General features: G+C 62.5%; 18 protein-coding genes and 1 other RNA gene. 7 read left to right on the forward strand and 12 right to left on the reverse strand.

The window, feature by feature from the left end; genetic code table 11:
* Positions 1-11 precede the first annotated feature (11 nt).
* The gene (locus tag SJY33_RS01685) at positions 12-860 is read left to right on the forward strand and encodes a hypothetical protein (protein WP_379920778.1); all 849 of its coding nucleotides are present in this window, start codon (positions 12-14) and stop codon (positions 858-860) included.
* On the opposite strand, the gene SJY33_RS01690 is transcribed toward SJY33_RS01685, so the two are convergent.
* Complete coding sequence (locus SJY33_RS01690; RefSeq protein ID WP_379920779.1) at positions 857-3,382, reverse strand: ABC transporter permease; 2,526 nt, start codon at positions 3,380-3,382, stop codon at positions 857-859. The genes SJY33_RS01685 and SJY33_RS01690 overlap by 4 nt on opposite strands.
* A complete protein-coding gene (locus tag SJY33_RS01695; protein WP_379920780.1) occupies positions 3,379-4,077 on the reverse strand; it encodes an ABC transporter ATP-binding protein in 699 nt (232 codons plus the stop codon). Before SJY33_RS01695 ends, SJY33_RS01690 begins: the two co-directional genes overlap by 4 nt.
* A gap of 59 nt (positions 4,078-4,136) precedes the next feature.
* On the opposite strand from SJY33_RS01695, the gene SJY33_RS01700 reads away from it, so the two are divergent.
* Positions 4,137-4,892 (forward strand): arylesterase, encoded by a 756-nt coding sequence (locus SJY33_RS01700; protein ID WP_379920781.1) that lies wholly within the window; start codon positions 4,137-4,139, stop codon positions 4,890-4,892.
* Here the strand turns inward: SJY33_RS01700 and recF are convergent.
* A complete protein-coding gene (recF, locus tag SJY33_RS01705; protein ID WP_379920782.1) occupies positions 4,889-5,977 on the reverse strand; it encodes a DNA replication/repair protein RecF in 1,089 nt (362 codons plus the stop codon). The two genes, SJY33_RS01700 and recF, sit on opposite strands and share 4 nt — an antisense overlap.
* Before the next feature lie 242 nt (positions 5,978-6,219).
* Between recF and SJY33_RS01710 the strand changes: the two genes are divergently transcribed.
* From SJY33_RS01710 to SJY33_RS01720, 3 genes are read left to right on the forward strand one after another with little or no spacing between them, the layout of a single operon-like run.
* Positions 6,220-6,333: an enoyl-CoA hydratase gene (locus tag SJY33_RS01710; protein WP_379920783.1), complete on the forward strand. Its 114-nt coding sequence runs from the start codon at positions 6,220-6,222 to the stop codon at positions 6,331-6,333.
* 41 nt (positions 6,334-6,374) lie between these two features.
* Positions 6,375-6,488, forward strand: coding sequence for an enoyl-CoA hydratase (locus tag SJY33_RS01715; RefSeq protein ID WP_379920784.1), 114 nt, complete (start codon positions 6,375-6,377; stop codon positions 6,486-6,488).
* A gap of 33 nt (positions 6,489-6,521) precedes the next feature.
* Positions 6,522-6,737 carry a PspC domain-containing protein gene (locus tag SJY33_RS01720; RefSeq protein WP_379920785.1) on the forward strand — a complete coding sequence of 72 codons (216 nt, stop codon included), beginning with the start codon at positions 6,522-6,524 and terminating at the stop codon, positions 6,735-6,737.
* 88 nt (positions 6,738-6,825) lie between these two features.
* Here SJY33_RS01720 and SJY33_RS01725 read toward each other — a convergent pair whose 3' ends face one another.
* The 5 genes from SJY33_RS01725 to SJY33_RS01745 form a co-directional block, all read right to left on the reverse strand.
* Positions 6,826-7,608: an SDR family oxidoreductase gene (locus tag SJY33_RS01725; RefSeq protein ID WP_379920786.1), complete on the reverse strand. Its 783-nt coding sequence runs from the start codon at positions 7,606-7,608 to the stop codon at positions 6,826-6,828.
* A 3-nt stretch (positions 7,609-7,611) separates the two neighbouring features.
* Positions 7,612-8,133, reverse strand: a complete 522-nt coding sequence (locus SJY33_RS01730; RefSeq protein WP_379923499.1) for an NUDIX hydrolase — start codon at positions 8,131-8,133, stop codon at positions 7,612-7,614.
* Positions 8,134-8,235: 102 nt separating this feature from the next.
* The gene (locus SJY33_RS01735; RefSeq protein ID WP_379920787.1) at positions 8,236-8,910 is read right to left on the reverse strand and encodes a TPM domain-containing protein; all 675 of its coding nucleotides are present in this window, start codon (positions 8,908-8,910) and stop codon (positions 8,236-8,238) included.
* Between the two features lie 2 nt (positions 8,911-8,912).
* Entirely contained in the window at positions 8,913-9,743 is an 831-nt protein-coding gene (locus SJY33_RS01740) for a TPM domain-containing protein (protein ID WP_379920788.1), read from the reverse strand.
* Between the two features lie 5 nt (positions 9,744-9,748).
* The gene (locus SJY33_RS01745) at positions 9,749-10,351 is read right to left on the reverse strand and encodes a LemA family protein (protein WP_379920789.1); all 603 of its coding nucleotides are present in this window, start codon (positions 10,349-10,351) and stop codon (positions 9,749-9,751) included.
* 180 nt (positions 10,352-10,531) lie between these two features.
* On the opposite strand from SJY33_RS01745, the gene mscL reads away from it, so the two are divergent.
* On the forward strand, positions 10,532-10,954 hold the full coding sequence (mscL, locus tag SJY33_RS01750; protein WP_379920790.1) for a large conductance mechanosensitive channel protein MscL: 423 nt from the start codon (positions 10,532-10,534) through the stop codon (positions 10,952-10,954).
* Between the two features lie 8 nt (positions 10,955-10,962).
* Positions 10,963-11,340, forward strand: a transfer-messenger RNA (tmRNA) gene (gene ssrA, locus SJY33_RS01755).
* 119 nt (positions 11,341-11,459) lie between these two features.
* Here the strand turns inward: ssrA and SJY33_RS01760 are convergent.
* The 4 genes from SJY33_RS01760 to SJY33_RS01775 form a co-directional block, all read right to left on the reverse strand.
* Entirely contained in the window at positions 11,460-11,711 is a 252-nt protein-coding gene (locus SJY33_RS01760; RefSeq protein WP_379923500.1) for a hypothetical protein, read from the reverse strand.
* A gap of 95 nt (positions 11,712-11,806) precedes the next feature.
* Positions 11,807-13,057, reverse strand: coding sequence for an N-succinylarginine dihydrolase (locus SJY33_RS01765; protein WP_379920791.1), 1,251 nt, complete (start codon positions 13,055-13,057; stop codon positions 11,807-11,809).
* Positions 13,054-14,070, reverse strand: a complete 1,017-nt coding sequence (locus SJY33_RS01770; protein ID WP_379920792.1) for an arginine N-succinyltransferase — start codon at positions 14,068-14,070, stop codon at positions 13,054-13,056. Before SJY33_RS01770 ends, SJY33_RS01765 begins: the two co-directional genes overlap by 4 nt.
* Entirely contained in the window at positions 14,067-15,278 is a 1,212-nt protein-coding gene (locus SJY33_RS01775) for a hydrolase (protein ID WP_379920794.1), read from the reverse strand. The genes SJY33_RS01770 and SJY33_RS01775 overlap by 4 nt, the downstream gene beginning before the upstream one ends.
* Positions 15,279-15,325 lie beyond the last annotated feature (47 nt).

A 15,325-nucleotide genomic window follows, 5' to 3' on the forward strand; every position in this document is an offset into this window, starting at 1 on the left:
GGCTTGGCAAAGTGTTGAAGATCGGCCGTGTGTTTTCAATCAGTTTCCTGATGTTCCGGCAGCGCTTCTGGCGCTTGCTGGGGATGTGGCTGGTGTTCCTTGTGATCCAACTGGGCACGTCGGCGGCGATGTTCGTTATTTTGCTGGGTCTGGGCACAGCCGGCGCCGCCGGGATCGGCGCGGGCCTCGATGATCCTATGGCCATGGCCGGGCTGGGCGCTGGCATGATCGTGACGATGATCCTGTTTTATACCGGATACATTGTGATCCTGCTTGCGCAGCAGGCGGCAATGGTCGCGATAGCATCACCGCTGGAAGAGCCGAACTTTGGAGGCGCGATGGTGCGAGGCTTCAAAAGCGCGCTGCCGTTTCTGGTGTTGGCGATCCTTGCCGTCATCGGCCTGCTTGCCGTGTCCGTGATTGTTTCAGCGATTAGTGCGGGGGCAGAGGCAGCGGGAGCGATTGGGCCTTTGGCGATGACGATCGTGTCGGTCTATCTGGCATGCCGCCTTGCTGTTCTGATCCCAGTCGTGGCGGTGGACGGGGTGCTCAATCCTTTTGCAGCGCTGGCGCGCAGTTGGTCCGCCACGCGAGGAAAGGTGATGGCGATACTGGTTGCGATGCTTATTTTTGTGGCAGGGTCGCTCGTCGTTCTGGGGATACCTGCTGCAATCCTGGGCAGCGCCGCGCTGGTCGGGCAGGGCAATCCTGAATCCGCAGGCGGGATGGCGGCGCTGGGCTTTGCCATTATGATCCCGTTGCTGATCGCCTACATGATGTACGCATCGGCATTCATCGCGGCGCTGCATAGCGAAGCGACCGGGGGCCGGGCCGATAGGCTGGAGGATGTGTTCGCTTAAAGTTCGCGCAGCGCCTGCGCGGGTTTGGCGCGCAGCAGCGGCAGCGAACCGGCAAGGGCAAAGGCCATTACGACGGCTATCCCAAGTCCCAGCACCCCCAGCACCTCGCCCCAGTCGGGCAGCCAGTCGAACTCGAACAGCTGCGTGATGACAACCCATGCCAGCCCGACGCCAAGCCCCAATGCGACCAGCGCAAGAACACCGGCCAGAAGGCTGTATTCAGCCAGCTGCAACAGCAGGATCTGCCTGCGACTGGCCCCCAGCACGCGCAACATGACCGTGTCGTAAGTGCGCGATGCCCGCGCCGCAGCGATGGCGCCCATGAGCACGGCGAGCCCCGCCAGCACCGTCACAGCCGCTGCAGCCAGCGTTGCAAGGCTCACCTGTTCAAGCAATTTGCGCGCCTCGACCAGAATACCGCCCACCTCGATTACGGAGCTCGATGGCATGTCCTGCACCAACGCCCGCAGCAGTCGGCCCCGCGCCGCGGTGTCCGCGCCTTCGGGCAAGTCTATGGTGGCTGACAGGTTGTGCGGCGCATCGCTGATCGCGTTGCGGCTGAACACCAGCGCGAAGTTGAACCCCATGCTCTCCCAATCAATCTCACGTAGATTGGCAACCCGCGCAGTGCGTTCAACGCCGAGGATGCCGATGGTGAGGTAATCGCCCACCTCCAACCCAACCGCGCGCGCAAAATCGGCATCGACCGATACCAGCGGTTCACCGTTGTGGAACGGACTCCACCACGCGCCTTCGATAACGCGATTGCCTTCGGGCAGGGTATCGGCGTAGGTCAGCCCGCGTTCTCCGCGCAGCGCCCATGCGCCTTCAGGAATTTCTTCAAGATCGGCCACGCGCACCAGCTGCGTCTTGGCGCCGTATGCCAACACGGCGCCGCGCATCGTTGGCACGGTGCGGATTTGTGCCTTGGGGAACTCCTTCTGGATCAGCTCGAAGAATCGCGGTTCCTTGGCGGGAGGCACATCAAGCACGAAATAATCGGGCGCCGCTTTCGGCACGCGCTGGGCGATGTTGCCGTCAATGGCGCTTTGCACCGCAGCAAGCAGCACGAACGCGGCCAGCCCGAAGCCAAGCGCTGTTACCAGCGATCCGATGGGGGCGCCGGGACGGTGGATGTTGGCAAGCGCGCTGCGCAGCAAGGGGTTGCGCGGCCGCGGCAGTCGGCGGGCGAGGGTCCGGATAACCCAACCGAGCCCGGCCAGCAGCAACAGGGCGCCGCCAGCGCCGATCAGAAAACCGCCCGAAAGCAAGGGCTGATCAGTGGTCAGCAAAGCCAACGCGCAGATGGCAGCAAGACCCACACCGGTCGCCAGAATTGCCCGCTTGTCCCGCGCCAAAGGCACGATACCCGAACGCATCAACGCCATCGCCGGGAAAGTGCGCGCCCGCAGCAGCGGTGCCGCGGCAAACGCAAAGGCCACCAAAAGGCCGTAACTTGCCGCCAGCAGCAAGGCGCCGGGCGCGATGATAAAGCCGCTTTGAACGGGTAGCAATCCTTGTAACGCGCTTGCCAAAAGTGGAGTGACTAGCACGCCGGCCGCCAGCCCTGCGGCACTGCCCGCCAGCGCCGCGACACCGATCTGCATCGCATAAATGCGCACGATATCGCCCGATGTCGCGCCTAGCACCTTCAGGGTCGCGATGCTGGAGCGGCGCTGGTCAAGGTAGGACGATACACCCCCCGCAATGCCGATCCCCGCAATCACCAATGCGGCAAGTCCCACCAGGGTCAGGAAATCGCTCATCTGCCGCACGAAACGGTCCGCGCCGGGTGAGGCACGGTCGCGGGTGCGAATGTCGAATCCGGCTGTGGGGAAGGCATCGGTCAGCGCCTCTTCCACGGCTGCAGGGTCGCGTTCGGGATCAGCAAAGGCTATGCGATGCTTGCTTTGATAAAGCGCGCCGGGTTCCAGCAGTCCGGCCTGTGCAGGAATATCCTGCGCCACGATGATCGTCGGACCAAGCTGGAAACCTTCCGACAGACGATCAGGTTCGTCCTGAATGATACCCGCAACCCGCAATGGAGCGGTGCCCACGGTGAAGGTGTCACCCACCTCTATCCCAAGCCTTTCAAGCGCGGTCTGTGCAATCCATGCGTCATTGCCGCGAGGCGCGCTGACGCTGCGCCCGTCGGTCAGAACCAATGTACCGAACATCGGCCATTTGGCGTCCACGGCCTTGAGTTCGATCGGGGCGGCCGCATTCGGTGTACTGGCCATCGCCTGCATCCGGTAGCCGCTGGAGATGGTGCCATATTGACCCAACGCCGTGCGTTCATCGTCGCGCAGATCGCGTTGCCACACTTCGACCTCAAGATCGCCGCCAAGCAGTTCCTGCCCACTCGATTCCAGTTCGCGCGCGATCGCGTTGGTCAGTGTGCCGATTGCAGCCAGCGCTGCCGTGCCAAGAAAGATGCACACCAGCAGCAGCCGAAGCCCCTTGAAGCGCGCATTGAGATCGCGGCGGGCAATGCGCCATGCTGTCGGTAATGAAAGGCTCATGCCAGCGCGCCGGCCATGTCCGAAACGATGACCCCGTCCGCCATCGTCAACACCCGCTCACACCGCGCGGCAAGGCTGGCGTCGTGGGTAATGATCAGCAGCGTGGCCCCTGTCTCGGCGCGGCGGGCGAACAGCAGGTTGATGATCTCTTCGCCCGTGGCGGCATCAAGATTGCCGGTAGGCTCATCGGCGAAGATCAGGCCCGGACGCGGCGCGGTTGCGCGGGCGATGGCGACGCGCTGCTGCTCGCCGCCTGAAAGCTGGGTGGGGTAATGGCCGGTGCGGTGGCCAAGGCCGACCGCCTCCAGCTCAGCAACGGCGCGAGCGGAGGCGTCCGGCATGGCAGCCAGCTCCATCGGCGTCGCGACATTTTCTGCTGCGGTCATGGTGGGCAGCAGATGGAAGGCCTGCAGCACAATCCCGATCCGCCCGCGCCGTGCGGCGGCTAGGCCGTCTTCGGTGAGATTGGTGAAATCCGCGCCCGCCACCGTCAGCGTTCCGCCGCTGGCGCGCTCCAGCCCCGACAGCACCGCCATAAGCGAGCTTTTGCCCGACCCTGACGGTCCGAGCAGCGCGACCACCTGACCTTCTTCGATGTCGAGATCGATACCCCGCAGGATCGTGATCGGCGCAGCCGTGCTGCCAAGGGTGAGGGTCAGATTGCGGGCGCTGATTGCGAGAGAGGGACTTGTCACACGGTTCCGATGGCATAGGTGAGAGGCAGCAACAAGCTACAGCTAAGGATGGTGTGCGGATGCACAAGCGCGGTTGGTCGAATATAGGCGTGGTTGGTGGAGCGCCGCTGGCTTTGGCATTGATGCTGGCGGCGTGCGGGGATGCGCCAGACGATGCCGCGCCCGCTGCCAGGGTCGCCGCCGATGGCGAGCCTGTGCTGCCCGCGGTGCCTGTAATGGGGCCGGAACGAAAGATCATCGCTTTCGGAGACAGCCTGTTTGCCGGCTATAATCTCGACCCGCGCGATTCCTATCCCGAAAAGCTGGAAAACGCGCTGCGGGCCAAGGGCGTGAACGCGGATGTCATCAACGCGGGCGTTTCCGGCGATACGACAGCAGCGGGTCTAAACCGCCTGGAATTCACGCTGGCAGCGCAGGATGCGCCGCCTGCATTATTTATTCTGGAACTTGGCGGCAACGATTTGCTGCGCGGCCTGTCGCCCGAAGAAACCAAGGCCAATCTGGCAAAGATGCTGACGATCCTGCGCGATCAGAATGTACCAGTGCTGCTGATGGGAATGCGCGCTCCGCCAAACTATGGCCCGGAATTTCAGTCGCAGTTCGATGCGCTCTATCGCAATCTGGCGGAGGAATACGACGCCGCGCTGATCCCGTTCTGGCTGGAAGATATCTACCGCGACGCATCGCTGTTCCAGTCTGACCGTATCCATCCTACGGCTGACGGCATCGAACGGCTGGTCGCATCGACCTTGGGCGACGTCGAAGAAGCCATACCCGCGCCCGACAGCAGCCAGACCGCGCCGGCGGCAAACTAGATCCGTTCGGCGCGGCCGGCGCCGACCCGCCAGATCGCGGCTTCGTTTCGGATCGCATCGAAGGGTGCAAGTTCGGTGCCGGTCATCCAGACCTGTGCGCGCCCTTCGCGCAAGCGGCGAAAAAGTTCGGTGCGGCGAACCGGGTCGAGATGCGCGGCGACTTCGTCCAGCAACAGCACGCTGGGCCGACCCGCAGCGGCCAGAACGCCGTGCGCAAGGGTGATGGCGATCAACATCGCTTTCTGCTCGCCAGTGGAACAGGACGCGGCAGGCTGCCGGGTGGAGGCCATTTCGACCTCCATCTCGTCTCGCTGCGGTCCGATCAGCGCGCGTCCCGCAGCGCGGTCCCGCGGGCGCGCACGGGCAAGTTCGGCGCGCAAGGCGATTTCATCAAGTGGACCGCCGGGGCGGTATGTCAGCGATGGACGTGCGAAAGGTTCTGGCGGCAGCGCGGACAGTTCGTCCATAAGGCGCAGCACCAATTCGGCGCGGGTGCGGGCAACGCTTGCGCCATGATCGGCCGCTTGCGCTTCGATCGCATCCATCCAGCGCGGATCGCCGTTGTGTTCAAGAAGCTTGCCGCGTTCGCGTAGCGCGACTTCCAGTTGATTGACCCGCCGCGCATGATCGGGGGCAATCGCCAAGGCCATACGATCCATGAAGCGACGCCGCGTGCCGGCGCTGTCAGTAAACAGACTGTCCATCGACGGGGTCAGCCAGCTCATGGCGAGCCATTCCGCAAGGCTGACCGCGCTTGCGTTCGTCCCGTTTACGCGCACCAGCCGCCGACCGGGCTGTCCGGCGTCCGTATAAGTGCCGATCCGCGCCGATACCGTCCCCGCTTCGGTCAGGCTTGCGCCAATCGCAAAAGGCAGCGGCGCACCGCCGGGCGTATCCTTCAGCGGCAGTTCGGCAAGATTGGCGCGGCGCAATCCCCGGCCCGGCCCCAGCAACGAAAGGGCTTCCAGCAGGTTGGTCTTGCCCGCACCGTTTTCCCCCACCAGCAGATTGAAATGCGCCGTATCACCCAGCGTGGTGGCGGCATGGTTGCGGAAATTTTCAAGGCTGATGCGGCTGAGGCCCATGGCTCTTGCGCGGGTAGCGATAGCGACCGGATTTGACCAGAGCGCAGACCGTCGAAGCGCAGAAGCCAAACCTTGGCGAAAAATCCCAACCTTTCGGTTTGCTGAATAAGCTGTTTGCGGTTTGAAAGGTACTGAACCGCAGTTTTCTGCCGTTTTTCGACTTTGGCACGCCTCCTGCAATAGGTCTGATGTCCCCGGGATGGTCTCGGAACGACACAAAGTTACCACCAAGGAGATAGCAAATGTTCGCCATCGAAATGTCAAACCGTCTGTTCGCCGCCGCATTCTCGGTCGTCTTGTCGGCCGCGTTCTTTGCCTACGCGATCATCCCCGCCAGCCCGAACCTTGTGGCTTGATCATTAATCTCCCGCAATATTCAACCAAAGGACACCGTGCCATGTTCCGTTCTGACTCTGTTGCTCGCCTTGCTTCTGCTGCCTTCGCTGTCGTTTTGACAGTTGCCAGCTTTGCATACGCCATCGTTCCTGCCAGCCCCGGCATGATCGCCTGACCTGCCAATTGCTCCATCGAAAGATTGCATGACATGAATAACATCACAGGCAATTCCGGCGGAAAGCCTCCCCGCGAACAGTTCCGCCTCAACAAGTCGAACGCCAAGATTTTCGGCGTCTGCGCGGGGATCGGCGATTACTTCGGGATTGATACGATGCTGGTGCGGATCGGTTTTGTCGCCGGCGCGCTGCTCGGCTTCGGCAGCTTCATTCTGATCTACCTGGCGATCGCGCTGATCGCGGATTGAGTGCAGCGACGAAAAGCGGTTCCCGGTTTTCGGGCCGCTGCACACCGATCTGAACAACCGGGAGGGGCCAGCTTGGCCCCTCTTTTTTTTACATGGCGCTGATGCCGCCATCCAGCTTCAGTTCCGCACCCGTCATGAAGCGGCTTTCGTCGCTTGCCAGATACAGCACCGCATTGGCGATATCGTTGGGTTCGCCCACGAACTTGAGCGGGATCTGCCGCGCCAGCTTTTCCAGCAGCACGGCCTTGTCGAGCGATGCGGCCCGGGCCGTTCCGTCCAGGATCGGCGTGTCGACAAAGGTCGGGTGCACCGAATTGCAGCGGATATTCATGCCCTTCTTGGCGCAGTGCAGCGCGATCGACTTCGACAGCATCCACACCGCCGCCTTGGACGAATTGTAGGCCGGCATCGTGTCGCTGGCGATCAGTCCGGCAATGCTGGAAATGTTGATGATCGATCCGGGCGCGTGTTCGCGCATCAGCGGCAGCGCCTTCTGGCAGCCGTGGAAGATCGAATTGACGTTGATATCGAAGCAGCGTTGCCAATCGCCAAAATCGCACGCTTCGATATTGCCAGGAACGCCGATGCCGGCGTTGTTGACGAGTACATTCAGCCCGCCAAGGTGCATTCTGGCCGCATCAACGGCGGCTTCCCACTGCGCAGGATCGGTCACGTCATGCGCGATCCCGAATGCGGTGCCTTCGCCCATTTCGGCATTGATGATACTGGCGGTTTCTTCTGCACCGGCGCCGTTGATGTCGGTGGCCAGCACCCGCGCACCTTCTTGTGCCAGACGGATGCAATGGGCGCGTCCAAGGCCCTGCGCACCGCCTGTTACAAGGGCCATCTTGCCCGCCACACGTCCTGCCATAATTCAATCCTCTCCCAGATAACCCGGTGTCAAAAGCATGGCGATGCGCACATCGACCGCATGGCCTGCGCGCCGCCATTCCGCCACGAAGCGCGTCAGATCGCGCAGGGCGATCCGGTGAACGGTGATATTCTCGCCAGCGGTGCCGCCGCCATCGCTGACCCGTTCAAGCCCCGTTGCTTTCAGCAGGGTGAAGCATTCCGATACCATGCCGGGGGAAGAGTAGAATTCGCCAAGCACCTCCAGCGCCGCGGCGCGGTAGCCGGTTTCTTCTTCGAGCTCGCGTGCGGCCGCGACCAGAGCGCTTTCCCCCGCGCTGCCGGCATTGTCGCCCACAAGGCCTGCCGGAATTTCAAGGCTGAAGCGGCCCAGCGGCACCCGGTACTGACTGACAAGGATAACGTGCCGTGTCCCGTCGGCATCGTGATCCAGCGCGATGATCGCCGCTGCGCGAATGCCCCGCGCGCGGCCCACATATTCCCACCGCCCGCGCTTTTTTGCGGTGATGAAACGTCCTTCCCACATGACCTCTTCAGGCAGATCGGCATCGCGGTCTTTTTGCAAGAGAGGCTCCGTCGGGCAAAAGGGAAGGGCCCTTCGACAAGGTCACAGGCAGCGGGTCAAGCCCTAAACCTCGATCAGCCGATCGGGCAGTTCGTTGATGTCGTCTGCCCCGCGGGGGAAGTGCTGGGCGAGCAGAAAGCCTACATCGCGGATACCCACCGCCAGCCCTTCGGCAATATCGCCCTTGCGAATTAACGCCAGCATGTCGCCCATCGCTTCGCCCCACACTTCGGCGGGAACCTGCGCCGCGATGGTTTCATCCGCGACGATTTCGGCACGGTGTTCGCGCATCGACAGATAGATCATCACCCCCGTGCGCCCCGTGGTGCGGCGTTCCGCGCCGACCTTGAACTGGCGCACGGCCTGATCGTGCACGCGAATGGTTTTGGTGGGGCCGGGGATCAACGCGAATTTGAGCGGCTCCCACTGCTGGATCAAAACCACGGCGAAAAAGGTGACAAGCCCCAGCGCGATGACCAGGCTGGCCAGCTCGCCCGTGGCCCATTCGTGATCCCAGCCGCCGAATGCTGCATCCCATGCGTTGAGGAAGGGCTGGGGAACCGCTGCAAACACGCTCATCACGGTAAATGCTGCACCTGCCGCCCACAGCAGCGCAACATCGGTGTATCCATCCGACCGATCGGCGAGCACGGTGACGATTTCCCCGGACGTTTCACGTTCTGCATCGGTGACGGCGGCGCTGACCTGCCGGTGGCCGGCTTCATCAAGATAAGCCATTGTTACCACCCCCCCGAAGCGCCGCCGCCCCCGAAGGAGCCGCCGCCGCCAGAAAATCCGCCGCCGCCGCCAAAGCCGCCGCCGCCACGGCCGCCGCCCGAGATCATGCCACGCGCAATCGCGCTGCCGACTTCCCACAGGATGACATCACGCGCCGTATCACCCAGATCGCGCTTGCCCCATGGGCCCGAACCCTTGGCGCGATATTTCCGTCGCCGTCCGCGTCCGGCAAGGATTGGCAGGACGAAGAAGAAGAACATGAACGCAAGCCAGATCAGCATACCGAACGGGAACCCGCCGCTTTCGCGTGCCTCGCCCGCTTCGGCTGCGACCCTGGCGGCTTCTTCTGGCGACAACTGCAGCTGCGCGGTGATCGCATCAGTGCCTGCCGTAATCCCGCCAGCAAAATCGCCGTCACGAAATGCGGGCAGGATCTGGTTCTGAATAATCAGCGCCGACAGCGCATCGGTCAGGTAGCCTTCAAGCCCATAGCCGACCTCGATCCGCACCTTGCGATCATTGGGCGCCACGATCAACAGCGCGCCATCATTGCGGGTTTCATCGCCAAGGCCCCATGCGCGGCCCAGCTGATAGCCGTAATCGGAGATGTCATAGCCCTGCAGGTCGGGCACCGTAGCCACGACCAACTGCCGCTGCGACTGGGTCTCCAATGCTGCAAGCTTGGCCGTCAGCGCAGCTTCATCCTCTGGCGAGAGGATATCGGCGCTGTCGACCACGCGCCCGGACAGCGCAGGGAACTGCGGCTGCGCGGCGAGCGGCGCGGCAAGCCATGCGCCCGCCAGCGCCAACACCAAAAGCAGGGTGCGGATCACGCCGATCAATTCGCCGTCATGTCGATCGTGGGTGCAACTTCGGCACCTTCGGTCACAGCCGAATAGGGCACCATCGGGTCGGCCCCGTGGATGATGTTGGCACCGATCGAATCCGGGAAGGTGCGGATCGTGGTGTTATACTGGCGCACGGCTTCGTTATAATCGCGGATGGCCACAGCAATGCGGTTTTCGGTGCCTTCGAACTGGCTCTGGAATGCGAGATAGTTCTGGTTCGACTGGATTTGCGGGTAGGCTTCGAAGCTGGCCAGCAAACGTCCGATGCCCTGGCTCAACTGGCCTTGCGCAGCCGCGAACTGTTCCATTGCGGCAGGATCGTCGAGGTTGTCGGCGGTTACGTTCACGCTGGTTGCACGGGCGCGGGCCTCGGTCACTTCGGTCAGGATGCCGCGTTCATTCGCACCTGCGCCCTTCACGATTTCGGCAAGGTTGGGGATGAGGTTGGCACGCCGCTGGAACTGGGCTTCCACGTCGGCCCACTTTGCCTTGGCTTCTTCTTCTGCGGTGGGAACCGAATTGATCCCGCAAGCGGCAAGGCTCATCGCGGCAATCGCGGCGAAGCTGCCGCGCAACATGGTAGCAAATGTCATAGATCGATCCCTCCTGATCGCACGGGCCAGACCCGGCGTCCTGATCCTGTATTGCGCATATAGCACACCAAAAGGCCGCTTCAAGCGCCGGTTCAGCGGGGTATGGTGCAGCTTGTCCGCTTGGCACGCGCCGGACTGGGTGCCAGAAGATGGTAAACAGCATGCAACAAGGGGACTACCATGTTTTCGGAATTCAAGGCGTTCATCGCCAAGGGCAATGTCATTGATCTCGCGGTAGGGGTCATCATCGGGGCGGCATTCGGGTCAATCGTGAAGTCGCTGACCGATGACATCATCATGCCGGTGATTGGCTGGATTGTGGGAAGCATCGATTTTTCGGATCGGTACATCGTTTTGTCGGGCGAGGTTGAACCCGGAACACCACTTGCCGCCGCGCGTGAGGCGGGTGCGAACGTGCTGGGGTTCGGCGCGTTTGCTTCGGTAGTCATCAACTTCCTGATCCTGGCCTTCATCATCTTCCTTCTGGTGCGTTACGTGAACAAGGTCACAGCGCAGTTCGCCCAGAAAGAAGAGGCCGCAGCGCCCGCCGGTCCGAACGAGGTCGAACTGCTGATCGAAATTCGCGATGCCTTGAAGAAGTAGCAACGCGATCACTTCACATTCAGGATTGCCGCGCTATATCGCTGGGTGCCGGTTTCGACCGGATATGGCGATAAATGGCTGCGTGAAATAGATGCAACGGACCCGGGGGCAGTACCCGGCGGCTCCACCACTTGGGCCGAGCAATACGGTTGGCGCACTTAAGACGTGCTGACCGGACGGCTCAGCTGATGGGGCCGAACTAGGATCGACGTGTGTTGAAAGACGTAGTTTTTGCCCGGGCTGAGTAACCCGCATAAGGCTCAAAAACCATAAGTGCCAACGATAACGAAGCACTCGCAATCGCTGCGTAATTGATGGGCTAACGCCCTTCTTTTATTAGGCTAAAAAGCGCGGTTGGACCGAACCGGGCAACAGAATCGGATACCGGGGGCCCGGGGCGGGCCTAGCAACAGAACCGCCCCACCTTCCTGCCGTTGATAGCTGCGCTGCGGACGTCATGCTGTCCCCCTCAAACGTCACCCGGCGAATGCTGCGAGTTGATGCGTTAAGGCTTGTCGTTGGCACCAAAGGTCAGCCGTTCAAGCTCGGCCTTGGCCCTCAAACCGTCGAGGATAGCGGCGCCCGCCAGAAACACTGCGCCTGTCGTTGCAAGGAACAGCAATTTACCGCCCATGCCCGGATACTGCGCCAGATAGGCGCTACCGCGTGCGGTCGCGCCCAGGGCCAAGGCGTAGATGATCAGAAACGCTTCAAAGCGCGTCTTGATCACAAACAACCTTTTCACCTTGCGCAGCATGGGTGCTCCCGTCTGGATCAGCTCGCCTGTCATTCAGGTGAGTCGCTGATCTGCCTAACGATATTACCTGCATGTCAGGCCCTGCGCCAAACGCGTTAACCAAGCTGTCCCAGATCGAGCGCATCCAACAGGGCGGAACGTGCAGCAATCACGGCTGTCGTCAGGCGAGGTGACCCAAGATCGGACGGGTCAATCTGTTCAGGCCAGTTATTTGCGATGACCCTTTCGATGAGATCCGCCTTGGTATCATCAAGCAGAAACCGCGGGTCGACCGTCGCCGGATCGCACACAACCCTCAAGCGCAGACAGGCGGGGCCGCCCCCATTTGCCATCGATTGCCGCACATCGACAGGAATGACCGATCGGATCGGACCATTGCCTGCGACCATGTCTTCGCACCATCCCCATACGCTGGGACTGTCCTGGCATTCATCAGGGACGATCAATGCCATCGTGCCATCGGGTAGCGTCAGAAGCTGCGCGTTGAACAGATAGGTGCGGATCGCTTCCTGCACTGTCACAGCCGACGATGGCACCTCCACCACTTCAAGCGCGGGAAAGGCGGCGCGGATCGCGTCATACGCGCCCTGTTGATCGGCGAAGGATTCGGCGTGGGTGAACAACACCGGCCCATTGGCCACCGCGACCACATCATTGTGAAATGCGCCCGCTGCAATCGCATCAGGGTTCTGTTCGATGAACACTGTACGCTGCGGGTTCAGCCCGTGCGCGCGGGCGACGATGCGGCTGGCCTGTTCATGCTGGCGCGCGGGGAAACGTCCTCCAGTGCGGCCATAGACGAACACCTCCACACCGGGCGCATCGTGGCTTTCGCACAGGCGCATGTGATTGGCCGCGCCTTCATCACCAAAACTGGGCGGCACGGCATCGTGGATGACGAAGTGGCGGGTATCGCCAAAGGCAAGTGACAGCTGCGCTTTGGTATCTTGGCATTCCTGCGCGCGGTGCGGCATGGTGACAAGGTTGGCCGGCGTCAGATGACAACGTCCGTCCGCGGTATCGGGCGCAGGGCTGACCGTTGCCGCATTCGCGGTCCACATCGATGAAGCCGACCAGGCCGCTGCCCGTAATTGCGGCAGTTCGGTTCCGTCCAGCGCGAACGCCTTTTGCAAGCCAACGTTGGGGCGGGGCAGGGGCAGCAAAAAGCCCTGCACCCCCAATCGGGCCAGATTGCCGCGCATCTTTGCCACGCCCTGCAACGCGGCCGCACGCGGATAGGACGGTTCGCCCGCATGGCTGGCGCTGGCAATATTGCCAAGGCTGAGCCCCGCGTAGTTGTGCGACGGTCCGACAATGCCGTCGAAATTGATTTCCACCATGCTCATCGCGCGACGCTCCACACAGTGTCGCCTGTAGACACATCGAGCAGATCAGCGCTGGCAGAATCGATCGCAATGCCGCCATCATCGCCCAGGACGCGCGCGCCAAAGCAGGCGCGGAACGTGCCCAGCCTGCCGGTTGCCAGAAGCGCACGTTCGCCCTCGCTGGCGTCAAGCGCGGTGATGCGGCGTTCGCTGGCGTTCTTGATGCTGGTGACGGTGTCCGTGCGTGCCACCATCGTCGGCCCGCCATCAAAGATGTCCACATAGCCTTCGGCGCGGAAGTTTTCGTCTTCCAGCATTCGCATCGCGGCGCGGCCCGTGGGGTGGGGGACACCGATCACGCTGCGCGCATCATCGTTCAGCATCGCGATATAGACCGGGTGCTTGGGCATCAGGTCGGCGATGAACTGGTTGCCGTTGATCGCGTTGAAATAGTCCGCGTCCTGAAAGCTCATACCGAAGAAGCGGCCCGCGACCCCATCCCAGAACGGCGATCCGCCGCGTTCGTCGATGATGCCGCGCAGTTCGGCCAGAATGCGATCGGCAAAGCGCCTGCGGTGCATCGCCACGAACAGATAGCGCGACCGGGCGAGCAGCAGGCCAAGGCCCCCGGCGCGTTCATTGGGGTGCAGGAACAGCCCGCCGACTTCGCTCGACCCTTCGAGATCGGTGACAAGGCTGAGCAGTTCGGCGCGCACCGTGCGGTCCAGCTCTTGCGAATACTGGGTCAGCGTGTTTAATCGGTACGAATAGAACGGCCAGCGCTGCCCCACTTGGCTCATCAATTGGCACGTTCCGCGCACCGCGCCCGAACGGGCGTCTTCCAGCACCAGCACGAACAATTCATCCGCCAGCGTTTCGCTGTCATGCGCGAACGAGGCTTCGGCGCGTTCCAGCTTCGCCTTCAGCGCGGCGCGATCGGGCGGCAGGTTGGTAAAGCCGCCCCCGGTCAGCTTGGCCATTTCGTAAAGAGCCTCCAGATCGGAAGGCCGGGCGGCACGCAAACGAAAGGTCAAGACAAGGTTCCCTCTTGCAAATAGCCCAAGGCAAGACGCTCGATCACGCGGGCTGATAGCGCCGCACGTGTGACGAGGCTTGGGACAATCAGATATTCATCAGGACTATGGATCGCGCCGCCGCGCACGCCCATGGTGTCGACCACGGGGACGCCGCAAGCTGCGATGTTGTTGCCATCGCACACACCGCCGGTGGATTGCCAACGGATGTCCTCACCCAGTTCTGCCCCGCAGGCACGCACCAGATCGAACAGGCGCTGCGCCTTTTCATCCACCTTCTTGGGAGGGCGCGTAACGCCGCCGTGGCGGTGCAGCGTGACGCCGTGATCCGCCTCGATCGCGGACAACAGATGCGCCAGTGCGTCATCGAAGGCGGCGCCGGCCTCGACCGTTTTGGGACGGATGTTGAAGCGCAGCACGGCGTGATCGGGCACCACATTGTTCGCCGCTCCGCCTTCAAGCTTGGCGGGGTTGATCGTGATCTCGCCCGTCTCCAGCGCCTTCAGCCGCAGGATCAGATCGGCCGCGGCGACAATCGCGTTGCGGCCTTCGTGCGGGTTGCGCCCGGCGTGGGCGCTCTTGCCGGTGACGATGATCGAATAATTGCCCGTCCCGCCGCGTTCATGCGCCAGTGTGCCATCGGGCAGCGCGGCGGGTTCATAGGTAAGCGCCGCAAGCTTGCCCGCTGCCAGTTCGGAGATCAGCGCGCTGCTGGCAAGCGATCCGGTTTCCTCGTCCGAATTGATCAGCACGTCATAACCAAGGGCCGAGGCACTGGCGGTCTGCTCAAACGCCATCAACGCGTGCAGCATCACGGCAATTCCGCCCTTCATGTCGGCAACGCCGGGGCCGTTCAGCGTGTCGGCGTCGAGCCAGTGCAGACGCTGGAACGCATGATCCGCCGGAAAGACCGTATCCATGTGACCGGTCAGCAGGATGCGGCGATTGGCCTGCGCGCGCACGCGGACGACCAGATGCTGGCCGTGGGGCTTTTCCACCGCGCTGCCGTCTGCCGCGATCGCGGTGACAGGGGCGGGGTCCACCAGTTCGACCGTGCCTGGGAGCACCGCGAACGCTTCTGCCAGCGCCTTGGCTTGCGTCGCCAGCCCGGTGAGGTTGGCGGTCCCGGTGTTGACCGCGCACCACGCTTCGACCTGTGCGAGCATGGCAGTGCCATCAATCGCGGCCTTGGTTGCATCCTGTCTCATCCTATTCCTCTAGCCGCGCCTGCGCGCCTGTCCAACCCGTTGCAATC

Origin of the sequence: Erythrobacter sp. R86502 (assembly GCF_042466465.1) — a bacterium.
Lineage (GTDB): Bacteria > Pseudomonadota > Alphaproteobacteria > Sphingomonadales > Sphingomonadaceae > Erythrobacter.

Bases quoted from the DNA above. Each gene is read 5' to 3' on its own strand.
- SJY33_RS01690 (WP_379920779.1), bottom strand. From the start codon at position 3,382: ATGAGCCTTTCATTACCGACAGCATGGCGCATTGCCCGCCGCGATCTC.
- SJY33_RS01700 (WP_379920781.1), top strand. From the start codon at position 4,137: ATGCACAAGCGCGGTTGGTCGAATATAGGCGTGGTTGGTGGAGCGCCG.
- recF (WP_379920782.1), bottom strand. From the start codon at position 5,977: ATGGGCCTCAGCCGCATCAGCCTTGAAAATTTCCGCAACCATGCCGCC.
- SJY33_RS01710 (WP_379920783.1), top strand. From the start codon at position 6,220: ATGTTCGCCATCGAAATGTCAAACCGTCTGTTCGCCGCCGCATTCTCG.
- SJY33_RS01715 (WP_379920784.1), top strand. From the start codon at position 6,375: ATGTTCCGTTCTGACTCTGTTGCTCGCCTTGCTTCTGCTGCCTTCGCT.
- SJY33_RS01720 (WP_379920785.1), top strand. From the start codon at position 6,522: ATGAATAACATCACAGGCAATTCCGGCGGAAAGCCTCCCCGCGAACAG.
- SJY33_RS01725 (WP_379920786.1), bottom strand. From the start codon at position 7,608: ATGGCAGGACGTGTGGCGGGCAAGATGGCCCTTGTAACAGGCGGTGCG.
- SJY33_RS01730 (WP_379923499.1), bottom strand. From the start codon at position 8,133: ATGTGGGAAGGACGTTTCATCACCGCAAAAAAGCGCGGGCGGTGGGAA.
- SJY33_RS01735 (WP_379920787.1), bottom strand. From the start codon at position 8,910: ATGGCTTATCTTGATGAAGCCGGCCACCGGCAGGTCAGCGCCGCCGTC.
- SJY33_RS01745 (WP_379920789.1), bottom strand. From the start codon at position 10,351: ATGACATTTGCTACCATGTTGCGCGGCAGCTTCGCCGCGATTGCCGCG.
- mscL (WP_379920790.1), top strand. From the start codon at position 10,532: ATGTTTTCGGAATTCAAGGCGTTCATCGCCAAGGGCAATGTCATTGAT.
- SJY33_RS01760 (WP_379923500.1), bottom strand. From the start codon at position 11,711: ATGCTGCGCAAGGTGAAAAGGTTGTTTGTGATCAAGACGCGCTTTGAA.
- SJY33_RS01765 (WP_379920791.1), bottom strand. From the start codon at position 13,057: ATGAGCATGGTGGAAATCAATTTCGACGGCATTGTCGGACCGTCGCAC.
- SJY33_RS01775 (WP_379920794.1), bottom strand. From the start codon at position 15,278: ATGAGACAGGATGCAACCAAGGCCGCGATTGATGGCACTGCCATGCTC.